Origin of the sequence: Brevibacillus borstelensis (assembly GCF_003710865.1) — a bacterium.
In the GTDB taxonomy this organism is placed as follows: domain Bacteria; phylum Bacillota; class Bacilli; order Brevibacillales; family Brevibacillaceae; genus Brevibacillus; species Brevibacillus borstelensis.
This window is the reverse complement of the sequence record NZ_RHHO01000020.1, coordinates 26,189-47,803: the sequence shown is the minus strand read 5'-3', so window position 1 is coordinate 47,803 and position 21,615 is coordinate 26,189. Positions and strand designations below refer to the sequence as shown.

Sequence of the window (21,615 nt, the reverse complement as noted above, 5' to 3'; positions counted from 1 at the left end):
CATGGCAAAAAGGAAAGCCAAGCAACTTTTGATTGTTGACGGCTATAACATCATCGGAGCCTGGCCCGACCTGCGCGTTCTCAAAGAGGAGGAGCGCATGGACGAAGCCCGTGATCTGTTGATCTCCAAGCTGGCAGATTACCAGAGCTTTACGGGCATAAAGGTCATGATCGTATTTGATGCCTACAATGTGCCGGGTATCGGAAGACAGATGAGCGATTATCAGATAGACATCTATTTCACCAAGAAAAAAGAGACGGCCGATGAAAAAATTGAGCAGCTTGTGGCAGAACATTACGCGAAAAATCGACAAATTTATGTAGCGACCTCGGACTATACATCCCAGCGTGTCATTTTTGGCCAGGGAGCCTTGCGCAAGTCAGCGAGGGAGTTGCTTCATGACATGGAAAGTATCGGCAAGGAGATCAAAGAGCAGGTGGAGAAGACTCGTGAAGAACGCTTCTCCACGCGTATTTCCTTGGATGGGGAAATAGCGAAAATATTCGAAAAATGGCGAAGGGAATAACCTGGATTCGGTTGACGCTTTTTTACGGCGCATGTATAATAGCCCTATCTGTGGAATAACCGGATGGCGGGGGGATCATTGTGAGCGTTGACCTCAAGGAGCTGAAGCATGCCCAATATGAGTTAATGTCCGACGAAGAGGTAGTTGATCTGGTTCGTGACAATGATGCCGAAGCCTTAGAGTACTTGATCAACAAGTACAAGAATTTCGTAAGGGCAAAAGCGAGGTCCTATTTTCTCATTGGGGCAGACCGCGAAGACATCGTCCAAGAAGGCATGATTGGATTGTACAAGTCTATTCGCGACTTCCGAGGGGACAAGCTCACGTCGTTCAAGGCGTTTGCCGAATTGTGCATAACCCGTCAGATTATTACTGCGATTAAGACAGCAACCCGGCAAAAGCATATTCCGCTCAACTCGTATGTATCGCTGGACAAGCCTATATACGATGAAGATTCTGACCGCACCCTGCTCGATGTGATTTGCGGGACGAAGGTGACTGACCCTGAAGAATTGTTCATCAATCGCGAAGAATTCGACGACATCGAAGGGAAGATGAGCGAAATTCTGAGCGATCTGGAGCGTCAGGTATTGATGCTGTATTTGGACGGCCGATCCTATCAGCAAATTGCTGTAGAACTCAAGCGGCATGTCAAATCGATAGACAATGCCCTGCAGCGGGTAAAACGCAAATTGGAAAAGTATTTGGAAGGCAGAGAGATTCATCTGTAGCATCGCAGAATCTCTCTTTTCTTTTGGAACAAAATGCTTCCGCTTTGTCAAGACGTTTTGTTGACATGGGTTGACTGGTATGATAAATTTGTTTAGGTAACCATGGCCACATTTCTCTCTTGCCTATGGTTGCTTTGTTAAAATGGTCAGGAAAAAGTAGCGGTTTTCCCGTACTATTTTATCCTTGTTCTTTTGAATACGTAGGTTTGAAATGAGATGGAGGTGGCAATAAATGCGAGTAAACATCACGTTGGCGTGCACTGAGTGTGGCGAGCGTAACTATATCTCCACGAAAAACAAGCGCACTACTACTGAGCGTGTCGAGCTGAAAAAGTATTGCTCCCGTGACAAGAAGCAGACCCTTCATCGCGAAACGAAGTAATGAACGGAAGCGACGAAGTCAGGGGGTGGCAGTGTGGGTTTCCTAGCAAGAATAGGATCTAGTTTTCGCCGGACCGGTGAATTTTTCGGCGATGTGAAATCAGAACTGAAGAAGGTCCGCTGGCCAAACCGAAAGGAATTGACCACCTACACGGTCGTCGTTCTCATTACGGTTACGCTTCTCGCTGCTTTCTTCTTTGTCGTTGATCTGGGTATCTCGCGCCTTATTGATTTGATTTTAGGAACGTAATTTTGCACGCCTAGGAGGGACGGACGGATAACGTCCTTGTGGATATGGAAAAAGCATGGTATGTGGTTCATACGTACTCGGGTTATGAAAACAAGGTAAAGACAAATCTGGAGAAGCGCGTCGAGTCGATGGGCATGGAAGACAAGATCTTCCGCGTTCTCGTACCCACGGAAGAAGAAGTGGAGACGAAGGACGGCAAAAAGCGCACCGTCACGAAAAAGGTGTTTCCAGGATATGTCCTTGTTGAAATGGTGATGACCGACGACTCTTGGTATGTCGTGCGCAACACCCCTGGGGTTACCGGCTTTGTCGGATCCACGGGCGCTGGTTCCAAACCGACAGCGCTTCGTCCTGAAGAGGCCGATATGATCCTGCGTCAGATGGGGATCGAGATTCCCAAAATCAAAGTCGATTTTGATCTTCGTGACATGGTGCGCGTGACTGACGGTCCGTTCTCCAACCGTACCGGAGAAATCATCGAGATTCACCCTGACAGACAAAAGGTTCGCGTACTGGTCGATATCTTCGGTCGCGAAACGCCGGTCGAGCTAGACTTTACACAGATTCAAAAATTGGATTAGGATTCATCTTGAAAATGACCACGCTATGTGGTACATTTCATGTTGTTTCTTATTTCCCCAACCATAAGGGGTTTCTTGCACTCTCACTATAGATGGAAAGTCTACATAGGACTTTCGGCAAAACAGTGGGAGGGGGCATTCCCCCGTAATAACCACATGTGAAGTAAGGAGGTGTCTTACGTGGCTAAGAAGGTTATCCGCGTAATTAAATTGCAAATCCCGGCAGGTAAAGCGAATCCTGCACCTCCAGTAGGTCCGGCTCTCGGTCAAGCTGGTGTAAACATCATGGGATTCTGTAAAGAATTCAACGCTCGTACTGAGAGCGAAGTAGGAATGATCATTCCAGTAGAAATTACTGTTTTTGAAGACCGTTCCTTTACTTTCATTACGAAAACTCCGCCGGCTGCTGTTCTGCTGAAGAAAGCTGCTGGTATCGAGTCTGGTTCCGGCGTGCCGAACAAGACGAAAGTTGCTACCCTGAAACGCGATAAAGTTCGTGAAATCGCTGAACTGAAGCGCCCTGACCTGAACGCAGCAACCGTGGAAGCGGCTATGCGCATGGTGGAAGGTACCGCTCGTTCCATGGGTATCGTGATCGAAGACTAATTGTCTTTGTTGCAATGAGGGGTACACGAGCTGTGCCCCTTGTTTGTGGGAGGATCAAACCGCTACGACCACATTGAAGGGAGATTTTAAAACATGGCAAAACGTGGCAAGAAGTACCAAGAGGCTGCGAAGCTGATTGACAAGAACAAAGTATACGAAGTAGCAGAAGGTATCGAGCTGGTTAAAAAAGCAGCTTCTGCTAAGTTTGACGAATCCGTGGAAGCAGCATTCCGTCTGGGTGTAGACCCGAAGCGTGCTGACCAACAAATCCGCGGTGCAGTTGTTCTGCCGCACGGTACTGGTAAAGTACAGCGCGTTCTCGTTTTCGCGAAAGGCGAAAAAGCGAAAGAAGCAGAAGCAGCTGGTGCAGATTATGTCGGCGATGCAGACATGATCGCAAAAATTCAAGGCGGTTGGTTCGACTTTGACGTAGTCGTAGCTACCCCTGACATGATGGGTGAAGTAGGGAAACTGGGTCGCGTGCTCGGTCCAAAAGGCCTTATGCCAAACCCGAAAACCGGTACCGTTACATTTGATGTAACCAAAGCCGTTAACGAAATCAAAGCTGGTAAAATTGAGTACCGCGTTGACAAAGCAGGTAACATCCACGCTCCAATCGGTAAGGTTTCCTTTGATGCCGAGAAGCTGGCTGAAAACCTCGCTGCGCTGACTGAAGCGCTGAACCGTGCGAAACCAGCGGCAGCAAAAGGCGTTTACATGAAAAACGTATCCATCAGCTCCACGATGGGTCCTGGCGTTCGTGTAGCTGTAAAATAATGATAGTTGACTTCCCTGGTGGAAGTTGATAAGATAGTTCCTGTTGATGAAAAGAATATGCCATGCCGTAGACAGAAGGTGCAGAGCCCAAAAGCCCTGCTTAATATCCCTCCGAGGCGTGTAATGAAGCGGATAGAGGAAATGCTAGATTTCCTTTGACGATATACATTATGCCCTCGTAGATGCTACGAGGGCATTCTTTTTTCCAGGATAGAGCACGGGAGGTGTAACCATTGGCAGAAATTCGTCCAACCGTTATTCGTGAAGAGAAAGTACAAGCGGTAAATGAAATCGCTACAAAACTGCGCAATAGCCAAACAACAGTAGTCGCTGATTACCGCGGTCTGACTGTAGCGCAAGTAACTGAGCTGCGTAGACAACTGCGTGAAGCAGGTATCGAATTCGTAGTTCTGAAAAACACACTGACTCGACTCGCTACAGCGAAAGAGAACCTGACTGAACTGGATCAGTACCTCACCGGTCCAAACGCAATCGCGTTCTCCACTGAAGATGTAATCGCTCCTGCGAAAATCATCGCTGAATTTGCGAAGAAAAACGAAAAGCTGGAAATCAAGGGTGGCGTAATCGAAGGAAAAGTAGTGGGCGCTGATGAAATCAAAGCGCTGGCAGCACTGCCTTCCCGCGAAGGTCTCCTGTCCATGCTTCTCAGCGTGCTGCAAGCTCCTGTGCGCAACTTCGCACTGGCAGTCAAAGCCGTTTCCGAGCAAAAAGAAGGCCAAGGCGCGTAATCGCCTGAACGGGTTACAAACCCAACTGGTTGTGTGAGCAACCGAACCAATACACTTATCCATGAATGGGAGGACAATAAGATGAGCAAAGAGCAAATCTTGGAAGCGATCAAAGGTATGTCCGTTCTCGAACTGAACGATCTGGTAAAAGCAATTGAAGAAGAATTCGGCGTAACTGCTGCTGCTCCTGTAGCTGTAGTTGCTGGTGGCGGAGCTGAAGCTGCTGCTGAGCAAACTGAATTCACTGTAAACCTGGTAAGCGGCGGCGCTTCCAAAATCAACGTTATCAAAGTTGTTCGCGAGCTGACTGGCCTGGGTCTGAAAGAAGCAAAAGACCTGGTAGACAACGCTCCAAAAACACTCAAAGAGGGCGTTTCCAAAGAAGAAGCAGAATCCCTCAAAGCAAAACTCGAAGAAGCTGGCGCAACTGTAGAAGTGAAGTAAGTTAGCTTCCTGAAAGTGGAATATATCCCCTTGCCTGCGGCAGGGGGATTTTCTGTAAGAAGGAACCAAGCCTATCGAAGAGGAAAGGTGGACCATACGTGGCAGATCACTACTACACGAGCCGCCCGGGAGCCAAGCATGACGAGCAGCAGTTTACGTTCACACTGCGGGGGCATGAGCTTCGTTTTATTACGGATGCGGGTGTATTCTCCCGGGATCGGGTTGATTTTGGCAGTCAGCTGCTAATCGAGACGATGGAGTTCGATGAGCATGCCCGCGTGCTGGATGTTGGCTGCGGGTACGGGCCGATGGGGCTAACTGCAGCCAAGCTGGCCAACAAGGGGCAGGTTACGATGCTCGATGTCAACGAGCGTGCAGTTGAACTGGCCCGTCGAAATGCTCAATTGAACGGGATCACGAATGTGGAGATCCTTGTCAGTGATGTGTACAGCGCTGTTCAGGGGCGGGTGTTTGACGTCATTGTAACCAATCCGCCGATTCGGGCCGGCAAGGAGATCGTCCATCGCATTTTTACGGAAGGGTACGAGCTGCTTGCCGAAGGCGGCGAGATGTGGGTAGTGATTCAGAAGAAACAAGGGGCGCCTTCCGCTTTGCGAAAGCTGCAGGAAGTCTACCGCGAAGTCGAAGAGGTAGACAAGAAAAAAGGGTATTCCATTTTTAGAGCGAGGAAGTAGCAGAACGCACATCTGCGCACGGCAGGCAAGAAATAAAAAATAGTCCCTTGACGTGCATATTTCAATATGTTAGCATTATAAAATGTCAATATGGGATTAATGTCTATTTTTTTAGCAGTTCTCATTATCAAAACGGCTTTCCTGCTTTTTTATCAAAGGAGGAATGACGGTGTAAAAAGATGGGAATTCTTATAAAATAGATTTCCTTTGGGTTAAAAATGGTAACGCTGCTTTAACCCATTTTTATTTTTGCTCGCACCAAGGCATTCGTCTGCTGAAAAGCTTGCCGGATGCCCAGTTTTCTATGTGTGAAAACACAACCTGAGGGGTGAATAAGTTGGCAGGTAAAGTGATTCAAAGTGGCCGACACCGCCAGCGTCGTACGTATTCGCGTATTAACGAAGTGCTGGGCCTTCCAAATCTGATCGAGATTCAGCAAAAGTCTTACCAGTGGTTCCTGGATGAAGGCTTGCGTGAAATGTTTCAGGACATTTCTCCGATCCAGGACTTTACGGGTAACCTTGTGCTGGAATTTATCGATTACAGCCTGGGTGAGCCCAAGTATGACGTGGACGAGTCGAAAGAACGTGACGTCACCTATGCAGCGCCTCTGCGCGTGAAGGTCCGCTTGCTTAACAAAGAGACGGGCGAAGTGAAGGAACAAGAAGTCTTCATGGGGGACTTCCCGCTCATGACCGAAACGGGAACCTTCATTATTAACGGGGCTGAGCGTGTCATTGTCAGCCAGCTTGTTCGTTCCCCCAGTGTATATTACAACACCAAAGTGGACAAAAACGGCAAGCAAACATTTACCGCTACCGTTATTCCAAACCGTGGCGCGTGGTTGGAGTTGGAGACGGACGCGAAGGATGTCATTTACGTCCGTATCGACCGTACCCGGAAGATCCCGGTAACGGTGCTTTTGCGCGCTCTCGGCTTTGGTTCCGACATCGAGATTCTCAACCTGCTGGGTGAGGACGAGTATATCAAAAATACGCTGGAGAAAGACAATACCGACTCTACGGAAAAGGCGCTGATTGAAATCTATGAGCGTCTGCGTCCGGGTGAGCCGCCGACAGTCGAGAACGCGAAGAGCTTGCTCATTTCCCGTTTCTTCGATCCGAAGCGCTACGACCTGGCATCCGTTGGTCGCTATAAAATGAACAAGAAGCTTCACCTGAAAAACCGTCTCTACAATCAGCGTCTGGCTGAGACGTTGGTAGATACGAGCACAGGTGAAATTATCGCAGAAGCAGGTCAAATGATTGACCGCCGGATTCTTGACCGGATTTTGCCGATGCTGGAAGAGAGCGTAGGGTTCGTAGATGTACGGACGCACGGCGGTGTTCTCGAAGAGGATATGATCCGTCTGCAATCCATCAACATCTTCTCTCCGCTTGACGACGGCAAAGTGATCAAGGTCATCGGCAATGGAAACGTCGATAAGACCGTTAAGCACATCACGCCTGCTGATATCGTTGCGGCGATCAACTATTTCATGAACCTGCTTCATGGAGTCGGTTCTACCGATGACATCGACCATTTGGGCAACCGTCGTCTGCGTTCCGTTGGTGAGCTGTTGCAGAACCAGTTCCGCATCGGTCTTTCCCGTATGGAGCGCGTAGTTCGCGAGCGGATGTCCATTCAGGATCAAAACCAGATCACGCCGCAAGCGCTGATCAACATCCGTCCGGTCATCGCAGCGATCAAGGAGTTCTTCGGAAGCTCCCAGTTGTCGCAGTTTATGGATCAGACCAACCCGCTTGCAGAGCTGACGCACAAACGCCGTCTGTCTGCACTCGGTCCCGGTGGTTTGACTCGTGAGCGCGCGGGCTTTGAAGTGCGTGACGTTCACCACTCTCACTACGGCCGTATGTGTCCGATTGAGACGCCGGAGGGTCCGAACATCGGTTTGATCAACTCGCTGTCTTCCTTTGCCCGGATCAATGACTATGGATTCATTGAAACGCCGCGTCGCAAGGTAGACCCGGAGACCGGTTACGTTCTGGATGAAATCGCCTATCTGACGGCGGATGAAGAAGACGTGTTCAACGTCGCTCAGGCCAACCAGCCTTTGGACGAAATGGGCCGCTTCATCAACGACATGGTTATTTGCCGACGCAAGGGCGACATCTTGAGTGTCCCGCGCGACAAGGTTGACTATATGGACGTATCTCCGAAGCAAGTCGTTTCGGTTGCGACCGCTTTGATTCCGTTCCTGGAAAACGACGACGCCAACCGCGCGCTGATGGGTTCCAACATGCAGCGGCAGGCTGTTCCATTGCTCATTCCGCAAGCGCCGTTTGTCGGTACCGGTATGGAGCATAAAGCAGCGCAAGACTCCGGCGTGGCGATCGTTGCCAAGCATCCGGGTCAGGTAGAGCGCGTGACAGCCCGCGAAATTTGGGTACGCCGCTATAAAGAGATCGACGGCAAGAAAGTAGCCGGCGATATCGACAAATATAAATTGCACAAGTTTATCCGTTCCAACCAGGGTACCTGCATCAACCAGCGCCCGATCGTCAGAAAAGGCGACTGGATTGAAAAAGGCGACATCATCGGTGACGGTCCGTCCACAGAAAAGGGCGAATTGGCACTGGGCCGCAACGTTATCGTTGCGTTCATGACCTGGGAAGGGTACAACTACGAGGACGCCATTCTCCTCAGCGAAAAGCTTGTAAAAGATGACGTGTATACGTCTATCCATATTGAAGAGTACGAGTCCGAAGCCCGTGACACCAAGCTCGGTCCGGAAGAAATCACCCGTGATATTCCGAACGTCGGCGAAGACGCTCTGAAAAATCTTGACGAGCGCGGTATCGTTCGCGTCGGTGCGGAAATTCAGGACGGCGACATCCTCGTCGGTAAAGTAACGCCGAAAGGGGTTACCGAGCTGACGGCGGAAGAGCGTTTGCTCCATGCCATCTTTGGTGAAAAGGCACGCGAGGTTCGCGACACATCCTTGCGCGTACCGCATGGCGGTTCCGGTATCGTTGTCGACGTGAAAGTGTTTACCCGCGAGAACGGCGACGAGCTGCCGCCGGGTGTCAACCAACTCGTCCGCGTCTACATCGCCCAAAAACGGAAAATTTCCGTGGGTGACAAAATGGCCGGTCGACATGGTAACAAAGGGGTTATTGCCCGGATCATGCCAGAGGAGGATATGCCGTTCTTGCCGGATGGCTCTCCTGTGGAAATCGTTCTGAACCCACTCGGGGTTCCGTCCCGGATGAACATCGGTCAGGTACTGGAAACGCACCTTGGCATGGCGGCGAAAATGCTCGGCATCCACGTAGCGACACCGGTATTTGACGGAGCTCGTCAGGAAGATGTGTTCGAGACGCTGGAAGAAGCCGGCCTCGACCGCGACGGAAAAACGATTTTGTACGATGGCCGCACAGGTGAACCGTTTGACCGCCGTGTAACGGTAGGTTGCGTGTACATGCTGAAGCTGGCTCACTTGGTGGACGACAAGATCCACGCTCGTTCCACTGGTCCATACTCGCTCGTTACGCAGCAGCCTCTGGGCGGTAAAGCTCAGTTTGGCGGACAGCGCTTCGGGGAGATGGAGGTTTGGGCACTCGAGGCTTATGGTGCCGCCTATACGCTGCAAGAAATTCTTACTGTCAAGTCGGACGACGTCGTTGGTCGGGTGAAGACCTACGAAGCGATCGTCAAAGGGGAAAACGTACCGGAGCCAGGTGTTCCTGAGTCCTTCAAGGTTCTCATCAAGGAACTGCAAAGCTTGGGTATGGACGTGAAAATCCTGTCCGAAGACGAGCAGGAAATTGAAATGCGTGAAATGGAAGAAGAGGACGAGGGCAGCGGTGAAAAGCTGAATCTCGTACTTGAAGGCGGAAGCTTGGACGAAGAGTAAGATTCCGGTACAAAGGGAGGTAACGCCCTGTGATAGACGTGAACAACTTCGAATATATGAAGATCGGCCTGGCTTCCCCGGACAAGATCCGCTCCTGGTCTTTCGGGGAAGTGAAAAAGCCGGAAACGATCAACTATCGTACGTTGAAACCGGAAAAGGACGGTTTGTTCTGCGAGCGTATTTTCGGTCCGACCAAGGACTGGGAGTGCCATTGCGGAAAATACAAGCGCGTTCGCTACAAAGGTGTCGTGTGCGATCGATGCGGCGTGGAAGTGACCCGCGCCAAAGTACGCCGTGAGCGGATGGGGCACATCGAGCTGGCTGCCCCAGTCTCTCACATCTGGTACTTCAAAGGAATCCCGAGCCGCATGGGCCTTGTTCTTGACATGTCCCCGCGTTCGCTCGAGGAAGTCATCTACTTTGCATCTTACGTGGTAACCGATGCGGGCGATACGCCGCTCGATAAAAAGCAGCTGTTGTCCGAAAAGGAATACCGCAATTACCGTGAAAAATACGGACATTCCTTCCAGGCGATGATGGGAGCAGAGGCGATCAAACGCCTTCTCCAGGAAATCGATCTGGAAAAAGAAGTAGAGACGCTGAAGGAAGATCTGAAAACGGCACAAGGCCAACGCCGCAACCGTGCGATCAAGCGTCTGGAAGTACTGGAGGCATTCCGCAATTCCGGCAACCGTCCTGACTGGATGGTTCTGGATGTACTGCCGGTCATTCCGCCAGAGCTGCGTCCGATGGTTCAGTTGGATGGGGGACGCTTTGCCACCTCCGACCTGAACGATCTGTACCGCCGCGTAATCAACCGCAACAACCGTCTGAAACGCCTGTTGGAACTCGGCGCACCGGACATTATCGTGCAAAACGAGAAACGCATGCTGCAGGAAGCAGTAGACGCGCTGATCGACAACGGTCGCCGCGGCCGTCCGGTGACAGGTCCGGGTAACCGTCCGCTGAAATCCCTCAGCCATATGCTGAAAGGGAAACAAGGACGCTTCCGTCAAAACCTGCTCGGTAAGCGTGTTGACTACTCCGGCCGTTCCGTTATCGTGGTTGGACCAAACCTGAAGATGTATCAGTGCGGTCTGCCGAAAGAAATGGCGCTGGAGCTGTTCAAGCCATTTGTAATGAAAGAGCTGGTGGCAAAAGGCCTCGCTCACAATATCAAGAGCGCAAAGCGCAAGGTAGAGCGCGTTCAGCCTGAGGTGTGGGATGTACTGGAAGATGTCATCCGCGAGCACCCGGTGCTTTTGAACCGCGCCCCCACGCTGCACAGACTTGGTATTCAGGCATTCGAACCTGTACTGGTTGAAGGCCGTGCGATTCGTTTGCATCCGCTCGTTTGTACGGCATACAACGCCGACTTTGACGGTGACCAGATGGCGGTTCACGTTCCCCTGTCCGCTGAGGCACAGGCAGAAGCCCGTATCCTCATGCTGGCAGCACAGAACATCTTGAACCCGAAAGATGGAAAACCGGTTGTAACGCCTTCTCAGGACATGGTTCTCGGTTCCTACTATCTGACGCTGGAGCGTGAAGGGGACATTGGCGAGGGTACGGTATACCGTGACTCTCACGATGCGATTGCCGCATACCAAAACGGCTTTATCAGCCTCCATACGCGCATTGCTCTGCCGGCGAAGGAATTGAACAAAACCAGCTTTACGGAAGAACAGCGCAACGCTCTGTTCGTGACGACGGTAGGGAAACTGATCTTCAACGAAATCTTCCCGCCGGAGCTGCCGTTTATCAACGTTCCGACGAAAGCGAACCTGCAAAAGGGCGTACCAAACGACTTCTTCATTTTTGATAAAGGCGTAAACGTAAAAGAGTTTATCGCCAAGCTGCCTGACCAGGGAGCTGTGAAAAAAGGTTTCTTGGGAACCATCATCTCCGAGTGCTTCCGCCGTTTTGGCACAATGGAAACCTCGAAGATTCTGGACAAAATCAAGGAACTCGGCTTCACGTACTCTACGAAAGCCGGTATTACGATCGCTGTTGCCGACATCGTCGTGCCTGAAAAGAAAAAGGAAATCCTCGAAGAAGCTGATCAAAAGGTACAAACCGTTATGGCGCAATACCGCCGCGGTCTGATTACCGAGGATGAGCGATACGACAGGGTTATCTCCATCTGGTCGAAGGCGAAGGACGAGGTAACCGAAGTGCTGATGAAGTCCATGGATAAGTTCAATGCGATCTTCATGATGGCGAACTCCGGTGCCCGCGGTAACGTGTCGCAGATCACACAGCTGGCTGGTATGCGCGGTCTGATGGCAAACCCGTCCGGTCGAATCATCGAGCTGCCGATCAAATCGAACTTCCGGGAAGGCCTGACCGTATTGGAGTACTTTATCTCCACGCACGGTGCGCGTAAAGGTCTTGCCGATACCGCTCTGCGTACCGCTGACTCGGGTTACCTGACCCGCCGTCTGGTTGACGTTGCGCAAGACGTGATCGTCCGCGAGATCGATTGCGGAACCGACAAGGGCATTCGCGTCACAGCGATCAAGGACGGCAAGGAAGAAATCGAGAAGCTTTCCGATCGCCTGATTGGCCGCACATGCTTTGAGACTGTGCGCCATCCGGAGACCGGCGAAGTCATCATCGGCCGCAACGAGGAGATTACAGAGGAAATTGCCGAGGTCATCGAAAAAGCTGGCATTACCGAGGTTTATATCCGCAACGTGCTTGCTTGCCGCACAAGCCATGGCGTCTGCAAGCGCTGCTACGGTCGCAACCTGGCTACCGGCGACGAGGTGGAAATCGGCGAAGCAGTCGGAATCATCGCCGCTCAATCCATCGGTGAGCCGGGAACCCAGCTGACGATGCGTACCTTCCATACCGGGGGGGTTGCGGGAGACGATATTACCCAAGGTTTGCCGCGTATTCAAGAGCTGTTTGAGGCGCGCAATCCGAAAGGGCAAGCAGTTATTTCCGAGATCGACGGTGAAGTCATCGATATCCGCGAAGGCAAAGACCGTCGTGAGATCGAGGTTCGCGGCGAGGCGGAAAACAAAGTGTACGCCGTACCGTACGGTTCCCGCATCAAGGTAGCCGTAGGCACCAAGCTCAGTGCCGGTGACGAGCTGACAGAGGGTTCCGTTGACCCGAAAGAAATGCTCAAGGTACGCGGCCAACGCGGCGTATCCAACTACATCCTGCAAGAGGTACAAAAAGTGTACCGGATGCAAGGGGTAGAAATTAACGACAAGCACGTCGAGGTCATGATCCGTCAGATGCTTCGCAAGCTGAGAGTCATCGACAGCGGCGAAACCGATCTCTTGCCAGGCTCCTATGTCGAAGTGCATGAGTTTGAGCAGGCAAACGCCAAAGCCTTTATGGAAGGAAAGAGCCCTGCTGTCGGTCGTCCAGTCCTCTTGGGGATCACCAAGGCTTCTCTGGAAACAGACTCCTTCCTGTCGGCAGCATCCTTCCAGGAAACAACACGTGTCCTGACCGATGCGGCGATCAAAGGCAAGGTGGACCGCCTCCTCGGCCTGAAGGAGAACGTCATCATCGGAAAACTGGTTCCAGCCGGTACCGGTATGTCCCGCTATCGCAATATCAAGGTAGCAAGCCGTGCAGACTACGAAGCGCAAGCTAGCGAGAACAACGAGCAGCGCGAAGCTGTGTCGGTAGAGTAGCGCCAAAGCAGGTCGGCGCAATAGACGCAACAAAGCAGGAAGTGCCCGTCCTCGTGATGGGCACTTCCCTTTACTAAATAAATAATAGAAAAATAATAGCATCGGGCGTTGACATTGACGGGCCCAGCTGATATTATATTCAAGTGTGCCTGACATCTGTACTTTGGAGGATATGATTCTACATGTCTTATGAAAAAGTAGAGCGGGCCAAGGAGCTCACCATTGGCGTCAAACAGACGATGAAAGCCGTGGAGCACAATCAGGTTGAAGCGGTTTACATTGCAGTTGATGCTGATAGACGATTGACCCAAAAAGTCGAGCTTCTTTGCAAAGAGAAGGGTGTACCAGTCATCCGCGTCGATTCCATGCGCCGATTAGGCAAAGCGTGTGGGATAGAAGTGGGAGCGGCAACTGCCGCGATAAAGAAAAGTGGTTAACGATGTTTTTGTTTCCGGCCAACTTCGCGTTGGTTGTGTGGCAAAGACTTTCTATTTGACCAAAGATGACTCACCTGGATCTGTGGTCTTGAGATTGGGTAATAAGAAGGGAGGTAACATCCATGCCTACAATGAACCAATTGGTGCGCAAAGGTCGCAAGGACAAGGTTGTGAAGTCGAAGTCCCCAGCTCTGCAAAAGGGGTACAACAGCTTCAAAAAGGCTCAAACCAACCAAAGCTCTCCTCAAAAACGCGGTGTCTGCACTCGTGTGGGTACCATGACTCCGAAAAAACCAAACTCCGCGTTGCGTAAATACGCTCGTGTGCGTTTGACTAACGGTATTGAGGTTACTGCTTACATCGGTGGTATCGGCCACAACCTGCAAGAGCACAGCGTCGTGCTGGTTCGCGGCGGCCGTGTAAAAGACTTGCCAGGGGTTCGTTATCACATCGTTCGCGGTGCGCTTGACACTGCTGGTGTGAACAACCGCAAACAAGGTCGTTCCAAATATGGTACGAAGCGTCCGAAGCCGGGCCAAGCAGCAGCAAAAAAATAATCGCCTAGCTATGATGGCGTAATCTTAAATCTATACAGAAGGAGGGAATACGATGCCACGGAAAGGTCCTGTAACCCGTCGTGACGTACTGCCTGATCCGATTTACAACAGCAAGTTGGTCACTCGTCTGATCAACCGCTTGATGCTGGATGGCAAACGCGGTGTTGCGCAGAACATCCTGTACAATGCATTCAACATTATTCAGGAGCGTACTGGTCGCAACCCTATGGAAGTGTTTGAAGAAGCACTGAAAAACGTAATGCCTGTACTGGAGGTAAAAGCTCGTCGTGTTGGTGGTGCCAACTACCAAGTACCGATCGAGGTAAAACCTGAGCGCCGTACCACTCTCGGCCTGCGTTGGTTGGTTAACTACTCCCGCACTCGCGGTGAGAAAACCATGGAACAACGTCTGGCAAACGAGATCATGGACGCTGCGAACAACACAGGTGCAGCAGTGAAAAAGCGTGAAGACACGCACAAGATGGCTGAAGCAAACAAAGCGTTTGCACACTATCGCTGGTAGTAATAAGAGCGGGTGTTCGGTTTCGATACCCGCATATTCTTACATTCGAGTATGGAAGGAGCATACCCAATGGCTCGCGAGTTCTCTTTAGCGAATACGCGGAACATCGGTATCATGGCACACATTGATGCCGGTAAGACAACCACCACTGAGCGTATTCTGTTCTACACCGGTCGCGTGCACAAAATTGGTGAAACGCACGAAGGTGCGGCCACCATGGACTGGATGGAACAAGAGCAAGAACGCGGTATTACCATTACCTCGGCTGCTACCACGGCTCAATGGAAAGGCCATCGAATCAACATTATCGATACGCCTGGACACGTAGACTTCACTGTTGAAGTAGAGCGCTCCCTGCGCGTTTTGGACGGTGCCGTAACCGTTTTCGACGCGAAAGGCGGCGTTGAGCCTCAGACCGAAACCGTTTGGCGCCAAGCTGACCGGTATGGCGTACCTCGTATGTGCTACATCAACAAAATGGATATTATCGGCGCAAACTACGATATGTGCTTGGAGCAAATTCGTACCCGCCTGGGCGCAAACCCGGTAGCTGTTCAATATCCAATCGGTGCGGAAGACCAGTTCAAAGGTATGGTTGACCTGATCGAAATGAAGGCAATCATCTATACCGATGACCTCGGTAAAACCTCCGATGCTGTTGAAATCCCGGCTGAACTCAAAGACAAGTGCGAAGAGCTCCGTCTTGCACTGGTTGAAGCAGCTGCGGAACAAGATGAAGAATTGATGATGAAGTACCTGGAAGGCGAAGAGCTGACCAACGATGAAATTCGCGCAGCTCTGCGTAAAGGTACCATCGAGTGCAAAATCACGCCAGTCATGTGCGGATCTTCCTACCGTAACAAGGGTGTTCAACCAATGCTGGACAACGTAGTGGCATACCTGCCATCTCCGATCGATATTCCAGCAATCAAAGGTACGCTCCCTGACTCCGAGGATGAAGTAGAACGTCCGGCTGACGACAACGGTCCGTTCTCCGCTCTGGCGTTCAAAATCATGGCTGACCCGTACGTAGGTCGTCTGACATTCTTCCGCGTATACTCTGGTGTTCTGAGCTCCGGTTCTTACGTACTGAACTCCACCAAAGGCAAGCGCGAGCGTGTCGGTCGTATCCTGCAAATGCACGCAAACCACCGCGAAGAAATCCAACAGGTTTACTCCGGTGACATTGCAGCAGCTGTAGGTTTGAAAGACACTACGACTGGTGATACCCTCTGTGATGAGAAAGCTCCAGTAATTCTGGAGTCCATGACCTTCCCAGAGCCGGTTATCCACATTGCGATCGAGCCTAAATCCAAGGCCGACCAAGACAAAATGGGTGTTGCGCTTTCCAAGCTGTCCGAAGAGGATCCAACGTTCAGAACTCACACAGACGAAGAGACTGGTCAAACCATCATCTCCGGTATGGGTGAGCTTCACTTGGAGATCATCGTTGACCGCATGAAGCGTGAATTCAAAGTTGAAGCGAACGTAGGTGCTCCGCAGGTTGCTTACCGCGAGACATTCCGCAATGCAGCCAAAGTGGAAGGTAAATTCGTTCGGCAGTCCGGTGGTCGTGGTCAATACGGTCACGTTTGGGTGGAGTTCTCTCCACTGGAGCCGGGCAAAGGCTTCGAATTCGAAAACAAAATCGTCGGTGGTGTAGTACCGCGTGAATACATCCCTGCGGTACAAGCTGGTATCGAAGAAGCTATGAAAAATGGTGTTCTTGCCGGCTTCCCACTGGTAGATATCAAAGCAGCGCTGGTTGACGGTAGCTACCACGATGTCGACTCCTCCGAGATGGCATTTAAAGTGGCTGGTTCCCTCGCACTGAAAGAAGCTGCGAAGAAATGTGGCGCTACTCTTCTCGAGCCAATCATGAAGGTAGAAGTCACAATTCCGGAAGAGTACATGGGCGACGTTATGGGTGACCTGAACTCCCGCCGCGGTCGTATCGAAGGTATGGAAGCTCGTGCAAACGCACAAGTGATCCGTGCAATGGTACCACTGTCCGAGATGTTTGGTTACTCCACCGTACTGCGCTCCCGTACGCAAGGACGCGGTACGTACGCAATGGTACTCGACCATTACGAAGAAGTACCGAAGTTCATCGCTGATGAAATCGTCAAGAAGTCCAAAGGCGAATAATTGGCGCGCTTGACTTTATCTTGAAACGAGAAAGGTTTACAATATGATAGGGTAACCGTTGATAGGGTAAACCTTTCTTTACTCTAATAAAACCCTTATTAATGAGGAGGCTCACTCTCATGGCTAAAGAAAAATTTGAGCGGACGAAACCGCACGTAAACATTGGTACCATCGGTCACGTTGACCACGGTAAAACTACTCTGACTGCTGCTATCACCACTGTTTTGGCTCAAGCAGGTCAAGCGAAAGCAATGGCTTATGACAGCATCGACGCTGCTCCAGAAGAAAAAGAGCGCGGTATCACAATCAACACTGCTCACGTTGAGTACGAAACTGCAAACCGTCACTATGCACACGTTGACTGCCCTGGACACGCGGACTACGTGAAAAACATGATTACCGGTGCTGCTCAAATGGACGGCGCTATCCTGGTAGTATCTGCTGCAGATGGCCCAATGCCACAAACTCGTGAGCACATCCTGCTGTCCCGCCAAGTAGGCGTACCTTACATCGTAGTATTCATGAACAAATGCGACATGGTAGACGATGAAGAGCTCTTGGAATTGGTTGAAATGGAAATCCGCGACCTGCTGTCTCAATATGAGTTCCCAGGCGACGATATCCCAGTAATCAAAGGTTCTGCAAAAGAAGCTCTTGACAACCCATCCGGCGATTGGGCTAAGAAAATTCTCGAGCTCATGGAAGCTGTTGACACTTACATCCCAACTCCTGAGCGTGCAACTGATAAACCATTCCTGATGCCAGTTGAGGACGTATTCACCATTACTGGCCGTGGTACTGTTGCTACCGGTCGTGTAGAGCGCGGTGTAATTAAAGTTGGTGACCAAGTAGAAATCGTTGGTCTGGCTGAAGAAACAAAAACTACTACTGTAACTGGTGTTGAGATGTTCCGCAAACTGCTGGATCAAGCAGAAGCTGGTGACAACATCGGTGCTCTGCTCCGTGGTGTTGAGCGCAAAGACATCGAGCGCGGTCAAGTACTGGCGAAGCCAGCATCCGTTAAACCTTACACCAAGTTCAAAGCAGAAGTTTACGTTCTGTCCAAAGAAGAGGGCGGCCGTCACACTCCTTTCTTCTCCAACTACCGCCCACAATTCTACTTCCGTACAACTGACGTTACAGGTATCATCCAACTGCCAGAAGGCGTTGAAATGATCATGCCTGGCGACAACACTGAGTTCACCGTTGAACTGATCGCTCCAGTAGCGATGGAACAAGGTACTCGCTTCGCTATCCGCGAAGGTGGCCGTACAGTTGGTGCAGGCGTAGTTTCCTCCATCACTGAGTAATTGCCAAAAAAGCAAACCCGACAGCATAAAGCTGTCGGGTTTTTTATTTTTCATGCGGCAAATTGCTGCTGCCTGTCACAACAACCAGTCCCTAATCGTCTTGTGAGTAGAACAGAACCCGAAAAGGGGAGACGCCAAGTGGAGCATGTTGATGTGTGTGTAATCGGCGGCGGACTATCCGGATTGGCGTCGGCTGTCTGTTTGGCAGGGGCGGGTAAAACGGTTATGCTGGTGGAACAATCAGAACGGCTTGGCGGCCGTGCTTCCTCTGATGTTTATGAAGGGTGTTTTGTAAACCGGGGACCTCATGCCTTATGCCAAAAAGGGATAGGAATGAAGGTGCTGGGCCAACTGGGAATCGTTCCAAAAGGGGGCACGTTGGCTTTAGGTGGCACGCTAACAGAGCGGGAACATGAATATGAGCTGCCAATGACACCGCTCTCACTGCTGAAAACCAATGTTTTTACCTGGAAACAAAAGAAGGAATTTCTCAGTCTGTTGTTTCGCTTGACGAGGCAGGATTTGGAATCAGTTTGTCAAATGACACTCTACGAATGGGCTAATCTAAACATAGCCGATGAACGTGTGAGACAACTGCTTTATACGCTGGTTCGCTTGTCCAGCTACTGCGATGATCCCGAGCGAGCGAGTGCAGGAGTACTTCTTCGGCAGCTTCGACTATCCGCAGTAGGTGGTGTAGCGTATCTCCACTACGGTTGGCAAAGCCTCATTAATGATTTGAGGGAACAGGCATTGAAGGCGGGTGTTACGATTCGGCTGAGGCAGCATGTGGCAACGATCGAAGGAGAAACGCCAGCGATAAAAGTCGGCCTGACAGAAACGAGATTTCTATCTGCGAAATACGTCATATCTTCGGCGGGCCCAGCGGCTACCTATCGTATGGTGAAACATGCAGAGAAGACGGTGTTGGCCAGGTGGAAATACACGCTCATACCGGTAAAAGGCGCCGCCCTGGACGTTATCGTCAAGAGGCTGCCGAATCCGGACATTTCCTTTGCCCTGGATCTGGAGCAGCCCCTGTATTTTTCGAATCATTCAGCCGCAGCAGTCTTTACGAATCATCCGGACTACCAGGTGATACACACATTCAAATATCATCGTGCTTCGGAAATCCCTGATTCCGACCAGGATCGCGAGCTGTTGGAAGCCTTTCTCGACAGGCTGCAGCCAGGCTGGCAAAACGAGGTTTTGAAAAAGCGCTATTTGCCAGCGATGACGGTTTCCCACAGTCTGGTGACACCGGAGCGAGCCGCCATGCTGTCCAAAGAAAGTCCGGCTATCAAGGAAATTCCCGGTCTTTACGCAGTTGGCGACTGGTTTGCACGCGAGGGGCTGTTGGCGGATGCGGCATTGGCTAGCGCGTATGAGGCTGTGCAAGACATTTTGAAGATGGAAGGCAAGTGAGGATGAGCCATGATGGATACACAGCAGCTCTACGTAACATACAAGCCGCTGCTTTTTTCGATTGCCTACCGCATGCTCGGAACAGTAGCGGATGCAGAGGATATTGTTCAAGATACGTTTTTGTCGCTTGAAAGATTTCAAAAAAAGAATGTCGAAAACATCAAAGCGTGGCTTTGCAAGACTTTGACAAATCGCTGCATTGACTTTTTGAGGTCTGCTCGGAAAAAGAGGGAAGTATACGTAGGACCTTGGCTGCCCGAACCCGTTGTTTTTCGGGATGAACAGCTTGGTCCAATGGAGCAGGTGATCCGGCAAGACCAACTGTCGATTGCGATGCTGGCCTTGATGGAAAGTCTCTCGCCTGTAGAAAGAGCCATCTTTATTTTGCGGGAGGTCCTCGATTTTGAATATGACGAGATTGCCGAGATAACGGGCAAGGAGACGGTGAACTGCCGCAAGATTTTCAGTCGGGTAAAACAAAAGCTCTCCAAAGAGCTGCCAGACAAAAGGATTGATTACGAGCAGCAGAGGATGCTGCTGGAGTCGTTTTTACAGGCGATTCATACGGAGGATTCGGCCACATTGCTGGAGCTGCTGTCTCCGGATGTGGTCCTCTACTCCGATGGCGGCGGAAAGGTAAAGGCCGCTCTCAGGCCTATTTTGTCGAGCGAGAGAGTTGTCGCGTTCTTGCTGGGAGTCACCCGAAAGCAATCTACAGATTATCGTGTGGAAATCGCAAACGTAAATGGCGAGGCTGGCATCATCGCCTATGAGGGAAATGAGGTTTACGGTATAAATACAATCAAGCTGGTAGACGGAAAAATCGCGGCCGTGTATATCATCCGGAATCCGGATAAACTCAAAAACGTTTGATGACTCAAGGTTAGTGCGCGCCGGTGGTCCTTATCAAATTTGCAAATGACGGCGATCAAAAAAAGGAAATTATGTGACGGCCATTCCTGTGCTACAGAATGCGATTTGTAATGTAGAAAGGGAAGAAGGGCCAGTCATGCAAAACAATGAACGATGGTTGTATCTGATGCTTGCCGGTGTGGTCACACTGTGGGGCCTGAATGTCGTAATGGTAAAGTACCTTACCATGTTTCCGCCGCTCTACGTGGCAGCGATCAGGATGACTGTAGCAGGCCTTTGTTTGAGCCCGATTTTATGGATGTATCGGCACCAGTTGAGATTGAAAGGGACTGACTGGCTGCTCATCGTGGGAGTAGGCGCCAGTTCGATAGCGCTGCACCAGTTGACACTCGCTTTGGGAGTGCGATTTACGACTGCAGGAAACGCATCTCTGATTTTGGGACTCAATCCGTTGGCAACAGCTCTGCTTGCCATGCTTCTTCTGGGCGAAGGAATGTCCTGGCGGAAGGGGCTCGGGATCGGGGTTGGATTCAGCGGTGTTTTGATTGTCGTTTTGTCCCAGCATGGTTCGATCGAAATGAACGGCTGGGGAGACTTGATTATGTTCTCCTCGATGCTGATGTATGTCACGGGCGGACTATTGATTCGGAAGCTGACGACCCGGGGCGTTCCCGTTTTGTTGATTACAGCCGCTTCGCAGATGTTCGGGTTCCTCTTTTTATGGGGGGCGGCTCTGGTTGAACAGCCATTATCCTACTATGTATCACTGGAAGTAACACCGTTCCAATGGCTCGTCATTTTTGTGTCAGGCGGACTCTCGACGGCTGTAGGTTCGATGGGCTGGAATTACGGCATTCGCCAGTTGGGGGCAAGCCGGACGGCTGTATTTTTAAATGGAATGCCGCTCGCCAGCCTGTTTTTTGCCGCTTTGTTTCTCGGGGAGCGATTGCAGCTTTTGCATTTGCTCGCTCTGGTGATGATAGTCGCTGGCGTTTATTTGGGGTCGCGGCAGATTTCGGCAAGAGGGATCAAGCCAAAAACGGATGTCATGACAAAAGCGTAGGGGAGC

General features: G+C 51.0%; 20 protein-coding genes and 1 other annotated feature. All 20 genes read left to right on the top strand.

Features of this window, described 5'->3' with window-relative positions:
• The first annotated feature begins 1 nt into the window (after nucleotide 1).
• The 20 genes from EDM54_RS11150 to EDM54_RS11055 all read left to right on the top strand — a co-directional run bounded on the left by EDM54_RS11150 (nucleotide 2) and on the right by EDM54_RS11055 (nucleotide 21,609).
• Nucleotides 2-526 (top strand): NYN domain-containing protein, encoded by a 525-nt coding sequence (locus tag EDM54_RS11150; protein WP_122958194.1) that lies wholly within the window; start codon nucleotides 2-4, stop codon nucleotides 524-526.
• Between the two features lie 80 nt (nucleotides 527-606).
• Nucleotides 607-1,257, top strand: a complete 651-nt coding sequence (sigH, locus tag EDM54_RS11145) for an RNA polymerase sporulation sigma factor SigH (RefSeq protein ID WP_003392020.1) — start codon at nucleotides 607-609, stop codon at nucleotides 1,255-1,257.
• Nucleotides 1,258-1,489: 232 nt separating this feature from the next.
• Nucleotides 1,490-1,639 carry a 50S ribosomal protein L33 gene (gene rpmG, locus EDM54_RS11140; protein WP_003392018.1) on the top strand — a complete coding sequence of 50 codons (150 nt, stop codon included), beginning with the start codon at nucleotides 1,490-1,492 and terminating at the stop codon, nucleotides 1,637-1,639.
• Nucleotides 1,640-1,672: 33 nt separating this feature from the next.
• The gene (gene secE, locus EDM54_RS11135; RefSeq protein WP_003392016.1) at nucleotides 1,673-1,888 is read left to right on the top strand and encodes a preprotein translocase subunit SecE; all 216 of its coding nucleotides are present in this window, start codon (nucleotides 1,673-1,675) and stop codon (nucleotides 1,886-1,888) included.
• A 44-nt stretch (nucleotides 1,889-1,932) separates the two neighbouring features.
• A complete protein-coding gene (nusG, locus tag EDM54_RS11130; protein ID WP_003392014.1) occupies nucleotides 1,933-2,469 on the top strand; it encodes a transcription termination/antitermination protein NusG in 537 nt (178 codons plus the stop codon).
• Between the two features lie 180 nt (nucleotides 2,470-2,649).
• Nucleotides 2,650-3,075 (top strand): 50S ribosomal protein L11, encoded by a 426-nt coding sequence (gene rplK / locus EDM54_RS11125; RefSeq protein WP_003392012.1) that lies wholly within the window; start codon nucleotides 2,650-2,652, stop codon nucleotides 3,073-3,075.
• Nucleotides 3,076-3,168: 93 nt separating this feature from the next.
• Complete coding sequence (rplA, locus tag EDM54_RS11120) at nucleotides 3,169-3,852, top strand: 50S ribosomal protein L1 (protein WP_003392009.1); 684 nt, start codon at nucleotides 3,169-3,171, stop codon at nucleotides 3,850-3,852.
• A 47-nt stretch (nucleotides 3,853-3,899) separates the two neighbouring features.
• Nucleotides 3,900-4,063 (top strand) — a sequence feature (ribosomal protein L10 leader region).
• Nucleotides 4,064-4,085: 22 nt separating this feature from the next.
• Nucleotides 4,086-4,601 (top strand): 50S ribosomal protein L10, encoded by a 516-nt coding sequence (rplJ, locus tag EDM54_RS11115; protein ID WP_003392008.1) that lies wholly within the window; start codon nucleotides 4,086-4,088, stop codon nucleotides 4,599-4,601.
• A gap of 81 nt (nucleotides 4,602-4,682) precedes the next feature.
• Entirely contained in the window at nucleotides 4,683-5,045 is a 363-nt protein-coding gene (gene rplL / locus EDM54_RS11110) for a 50S ribosomal protein L7/L12 (RefSeq protein WP_003392006.1), read from the top strand.
• A 98-nt stretch (nucleotides 5,046-5,143) separates the two neighbouring features.
• The gene (locus EDM54_RS11105; protein ID WP_003392004.1) at nucleotides 5,144-5,740 is read left to right on the top strand and encodes a class I SAM-dependent methyltransferase; all 597 of its coding nucleotides are present in this window, start codon (nucleotides 5,144-5,146) and stop codon (nucleotides 5,738-5,740) included.
• 337 nt (nucleotides 5,741-6,077) lie between these two features.
• On the top strand, nucleotides 6,078-9,617 hold the full coding sequence (rpoB, locus tag EDM54_RS11100; protein WP_003392002.1) for a DNA-directed RNA polymerase subunit beta: 3,540 nt from the start codon (nucleotides 6,078-6,080) through the stop codon (nucleotides 9,615-9,617).
• 29 nt (nucleotides 9,618-9,646) lie between these two features.
• Nucleotides 9,647-13,273, top strand: a complete 3,627-nt coding sequence (gene rpoC, locus EDM54_RS11095; protein ID WP_003392000.1) for a DNA-directed RNA polymerase subunit beta' — start codon at nucleotides 9,647-9,649, stop codon at nucleotides 13,271-13,273.
• Between the two features lie 182 nt (nucleotides 13,274-13,455).
• Nucleotides 13,456-13,710: a 50S ribosomal protein L7ae-like protein gene (locus EDM54_RS11090; protein ID WP_003391999.1), complete on the top strand. Its 255-nt coding sequence runs from the start codon at nucleotides 13,456-13,458 to the stop codon at nucleotides 13,708-13,710.
• Between the two features lie 122 nt (nucleotides 13,711-13,832).
• On the top strand, nucleotides 13,833-14,267 hold the full coding sequence (rpsL, locus tag EDM54_RS11085) for a 30S ribosomal protein S12 (protein ID WP_003391998.1): 435 nt from the start codon (nucleotides 13,833-13,835) through the stop codon (nucleotides 14,265-14,267).
• 52 nt (nucleotides 14,268-14,319) lie between these two features.
• On the top strand, nucleotides 14,320-14,790 hold the full coding sequence (gene rpsG, locus EDM54_RS11080) for a 30S ribosomal protein S7 (protein ID WP_003391996.1): 471 nt from the start codon (nucleotides 14,320-14,322) through the stop codon (nucleotides 14,788-14,790).
• A 69-nt stretch (nucleotides 14,791-14,859) separates the two neighbouring features.
• Nucleotides 14,860-16,938, top strand: a complete 2,079-nt coding sequence (gene fusA, locus EDM54_RS11075) for an elongation factor G (RefSeq protein ID WP_003391995.1) — start codon at nucleotides 14,860-14,862, stop codon at nucleotides 16,936-16,938.
• Nucleotides 16,939-17,057: 119 nt separating this feature from the next.
• The gene (tuf, locus tag EDM54_RS11070) at nucleotides 17,058-18,248 is read left to right on the top strand and encodes an elongation factor Tu (RefSeq protein WP_003391992.1); all 1,191 of its coding nucleotides are present in this window, start codon (nucleotides 17,058-17,060) and stop codon (nucleotides 18,246-18,248) included.
• Nucleotides 18,249-18,386: 138 nt separating this feature from the next.
• Entirely contained in the window at nucleotides 18,387-19,673 is a 1,287-nt protein-coding gene (locus EDM54_RS11065) for a phytoene desaturase family protein (RefSeq protein WP_003391990.1), read from the top strand.
• A 12-nt stretch (nucleotides 19,674-19,685) separates the two neighbouring features.
• A complete protein-coding gene (locus tag EDM54_RS11060; RefSeq protein WP_003391989.1) occupies nucleotides 19,686-20,546 on the top strand; it encodes an RNA polymerase sigma-70 factor in 861 nt (286 codons plus the stop codon).
• 136 nt (nucleotides 20,547-20,682) lie between these two features.
• A complete protein-coding gene (locus EDM54_RS11055; protein ID WP_122958191.1) occupies nucleotides 20,683-21,609 on the top strand; it encodes a DMT family transporter in 927 nt (308 codons plus the stop codon).
• Nucleotides 21,610-21,615: the final 6 nt, after the last annotated feature.

Excerpts from the sequence above, each read along its gene's own strand:
- tuf (WP_003391992.1), top strand. The coding sequence starts at position 17,058 with ATGGCTAAAGAAAAATTTGAGCGGACGAAACCGCACGTAAACATTGGT.
- rplA (WP_003392009.1), top strand. The coding sequence starts at position 3,169 with ATGGCAAAACGTGGCAAGAAGTACCAAGAGGCTGCGAAGCTGATTGAC.
- fusA (WP_003391995.1), top strand. The coding sequence starts at position 14,860 with ATGGCTCGCGAGTTCTCTTTAGCGAATACGCGGAACATCGGTATCATG.
- EDM54_RS11060 (WP_003391989.1), top strand. The coding sequence starts at position 19,686 with ATGGATACACAGCAGCTCTACGTAACATACAAGCCGCTGCTTTTTTCG.
- rpsL (WP_003391998.1), top strand. The coding sequence starts at position 13,833 with ATGCCTACAATGAACCAATTGGTGCGCAAAGGTCGCAAGGACAAGGTT.
- nusG (WP_003392014.1), top strand. The coding sequence starts at position 1,933 with ATGGAAAAAGCATGGTATGTGGTTCATACGTACTCGGGTTATGAAAAC.
- EDM54_RS11090 (WP_003391999.1), top strand. The coding sequence starts at position 13,456 with ATGTCTTATGAAAAAGTAGAGCGGGCCAAGGAGCTCACCATTGGCGTC.
- rpmG (WP_003392018.1), top strand. The coding sequence starts at position 1,490 with ATGCGAGTAAACATCACGTTGGCGTGCACTGAGTGTGGCGAGCGTAAC.
- EDM54_RS11055 (WP_122958191.1), top strand. The coding sequence starts at position 20,683 with ATGCAAAACAATGAACGATGGTTGTATCTGATGCTTGCCGGTGTGGTC.
- rpsG (WP_003391996.1), top strand. The coding sequence starts at position 14,320 with ATGCCACGGAAAGGTCCTGTAACCCGTCGTGACGTACTGCCTGATCCG.
- EDM54_RS11150 (WP_122958194.1), top strand. The coding sequence starts at position 2 with ATGGCAAAAAGGAAAGCCAAGCAACTTTTGATTGTTGACGGCTATAAC.
- rplL (WP_003392006.1), top strand. The coding sequence starts at position 4,683 with ATGAGCAAAGAGCAAATCTTGGAAGCGATCAAAGGTATGTCCGTTCTC.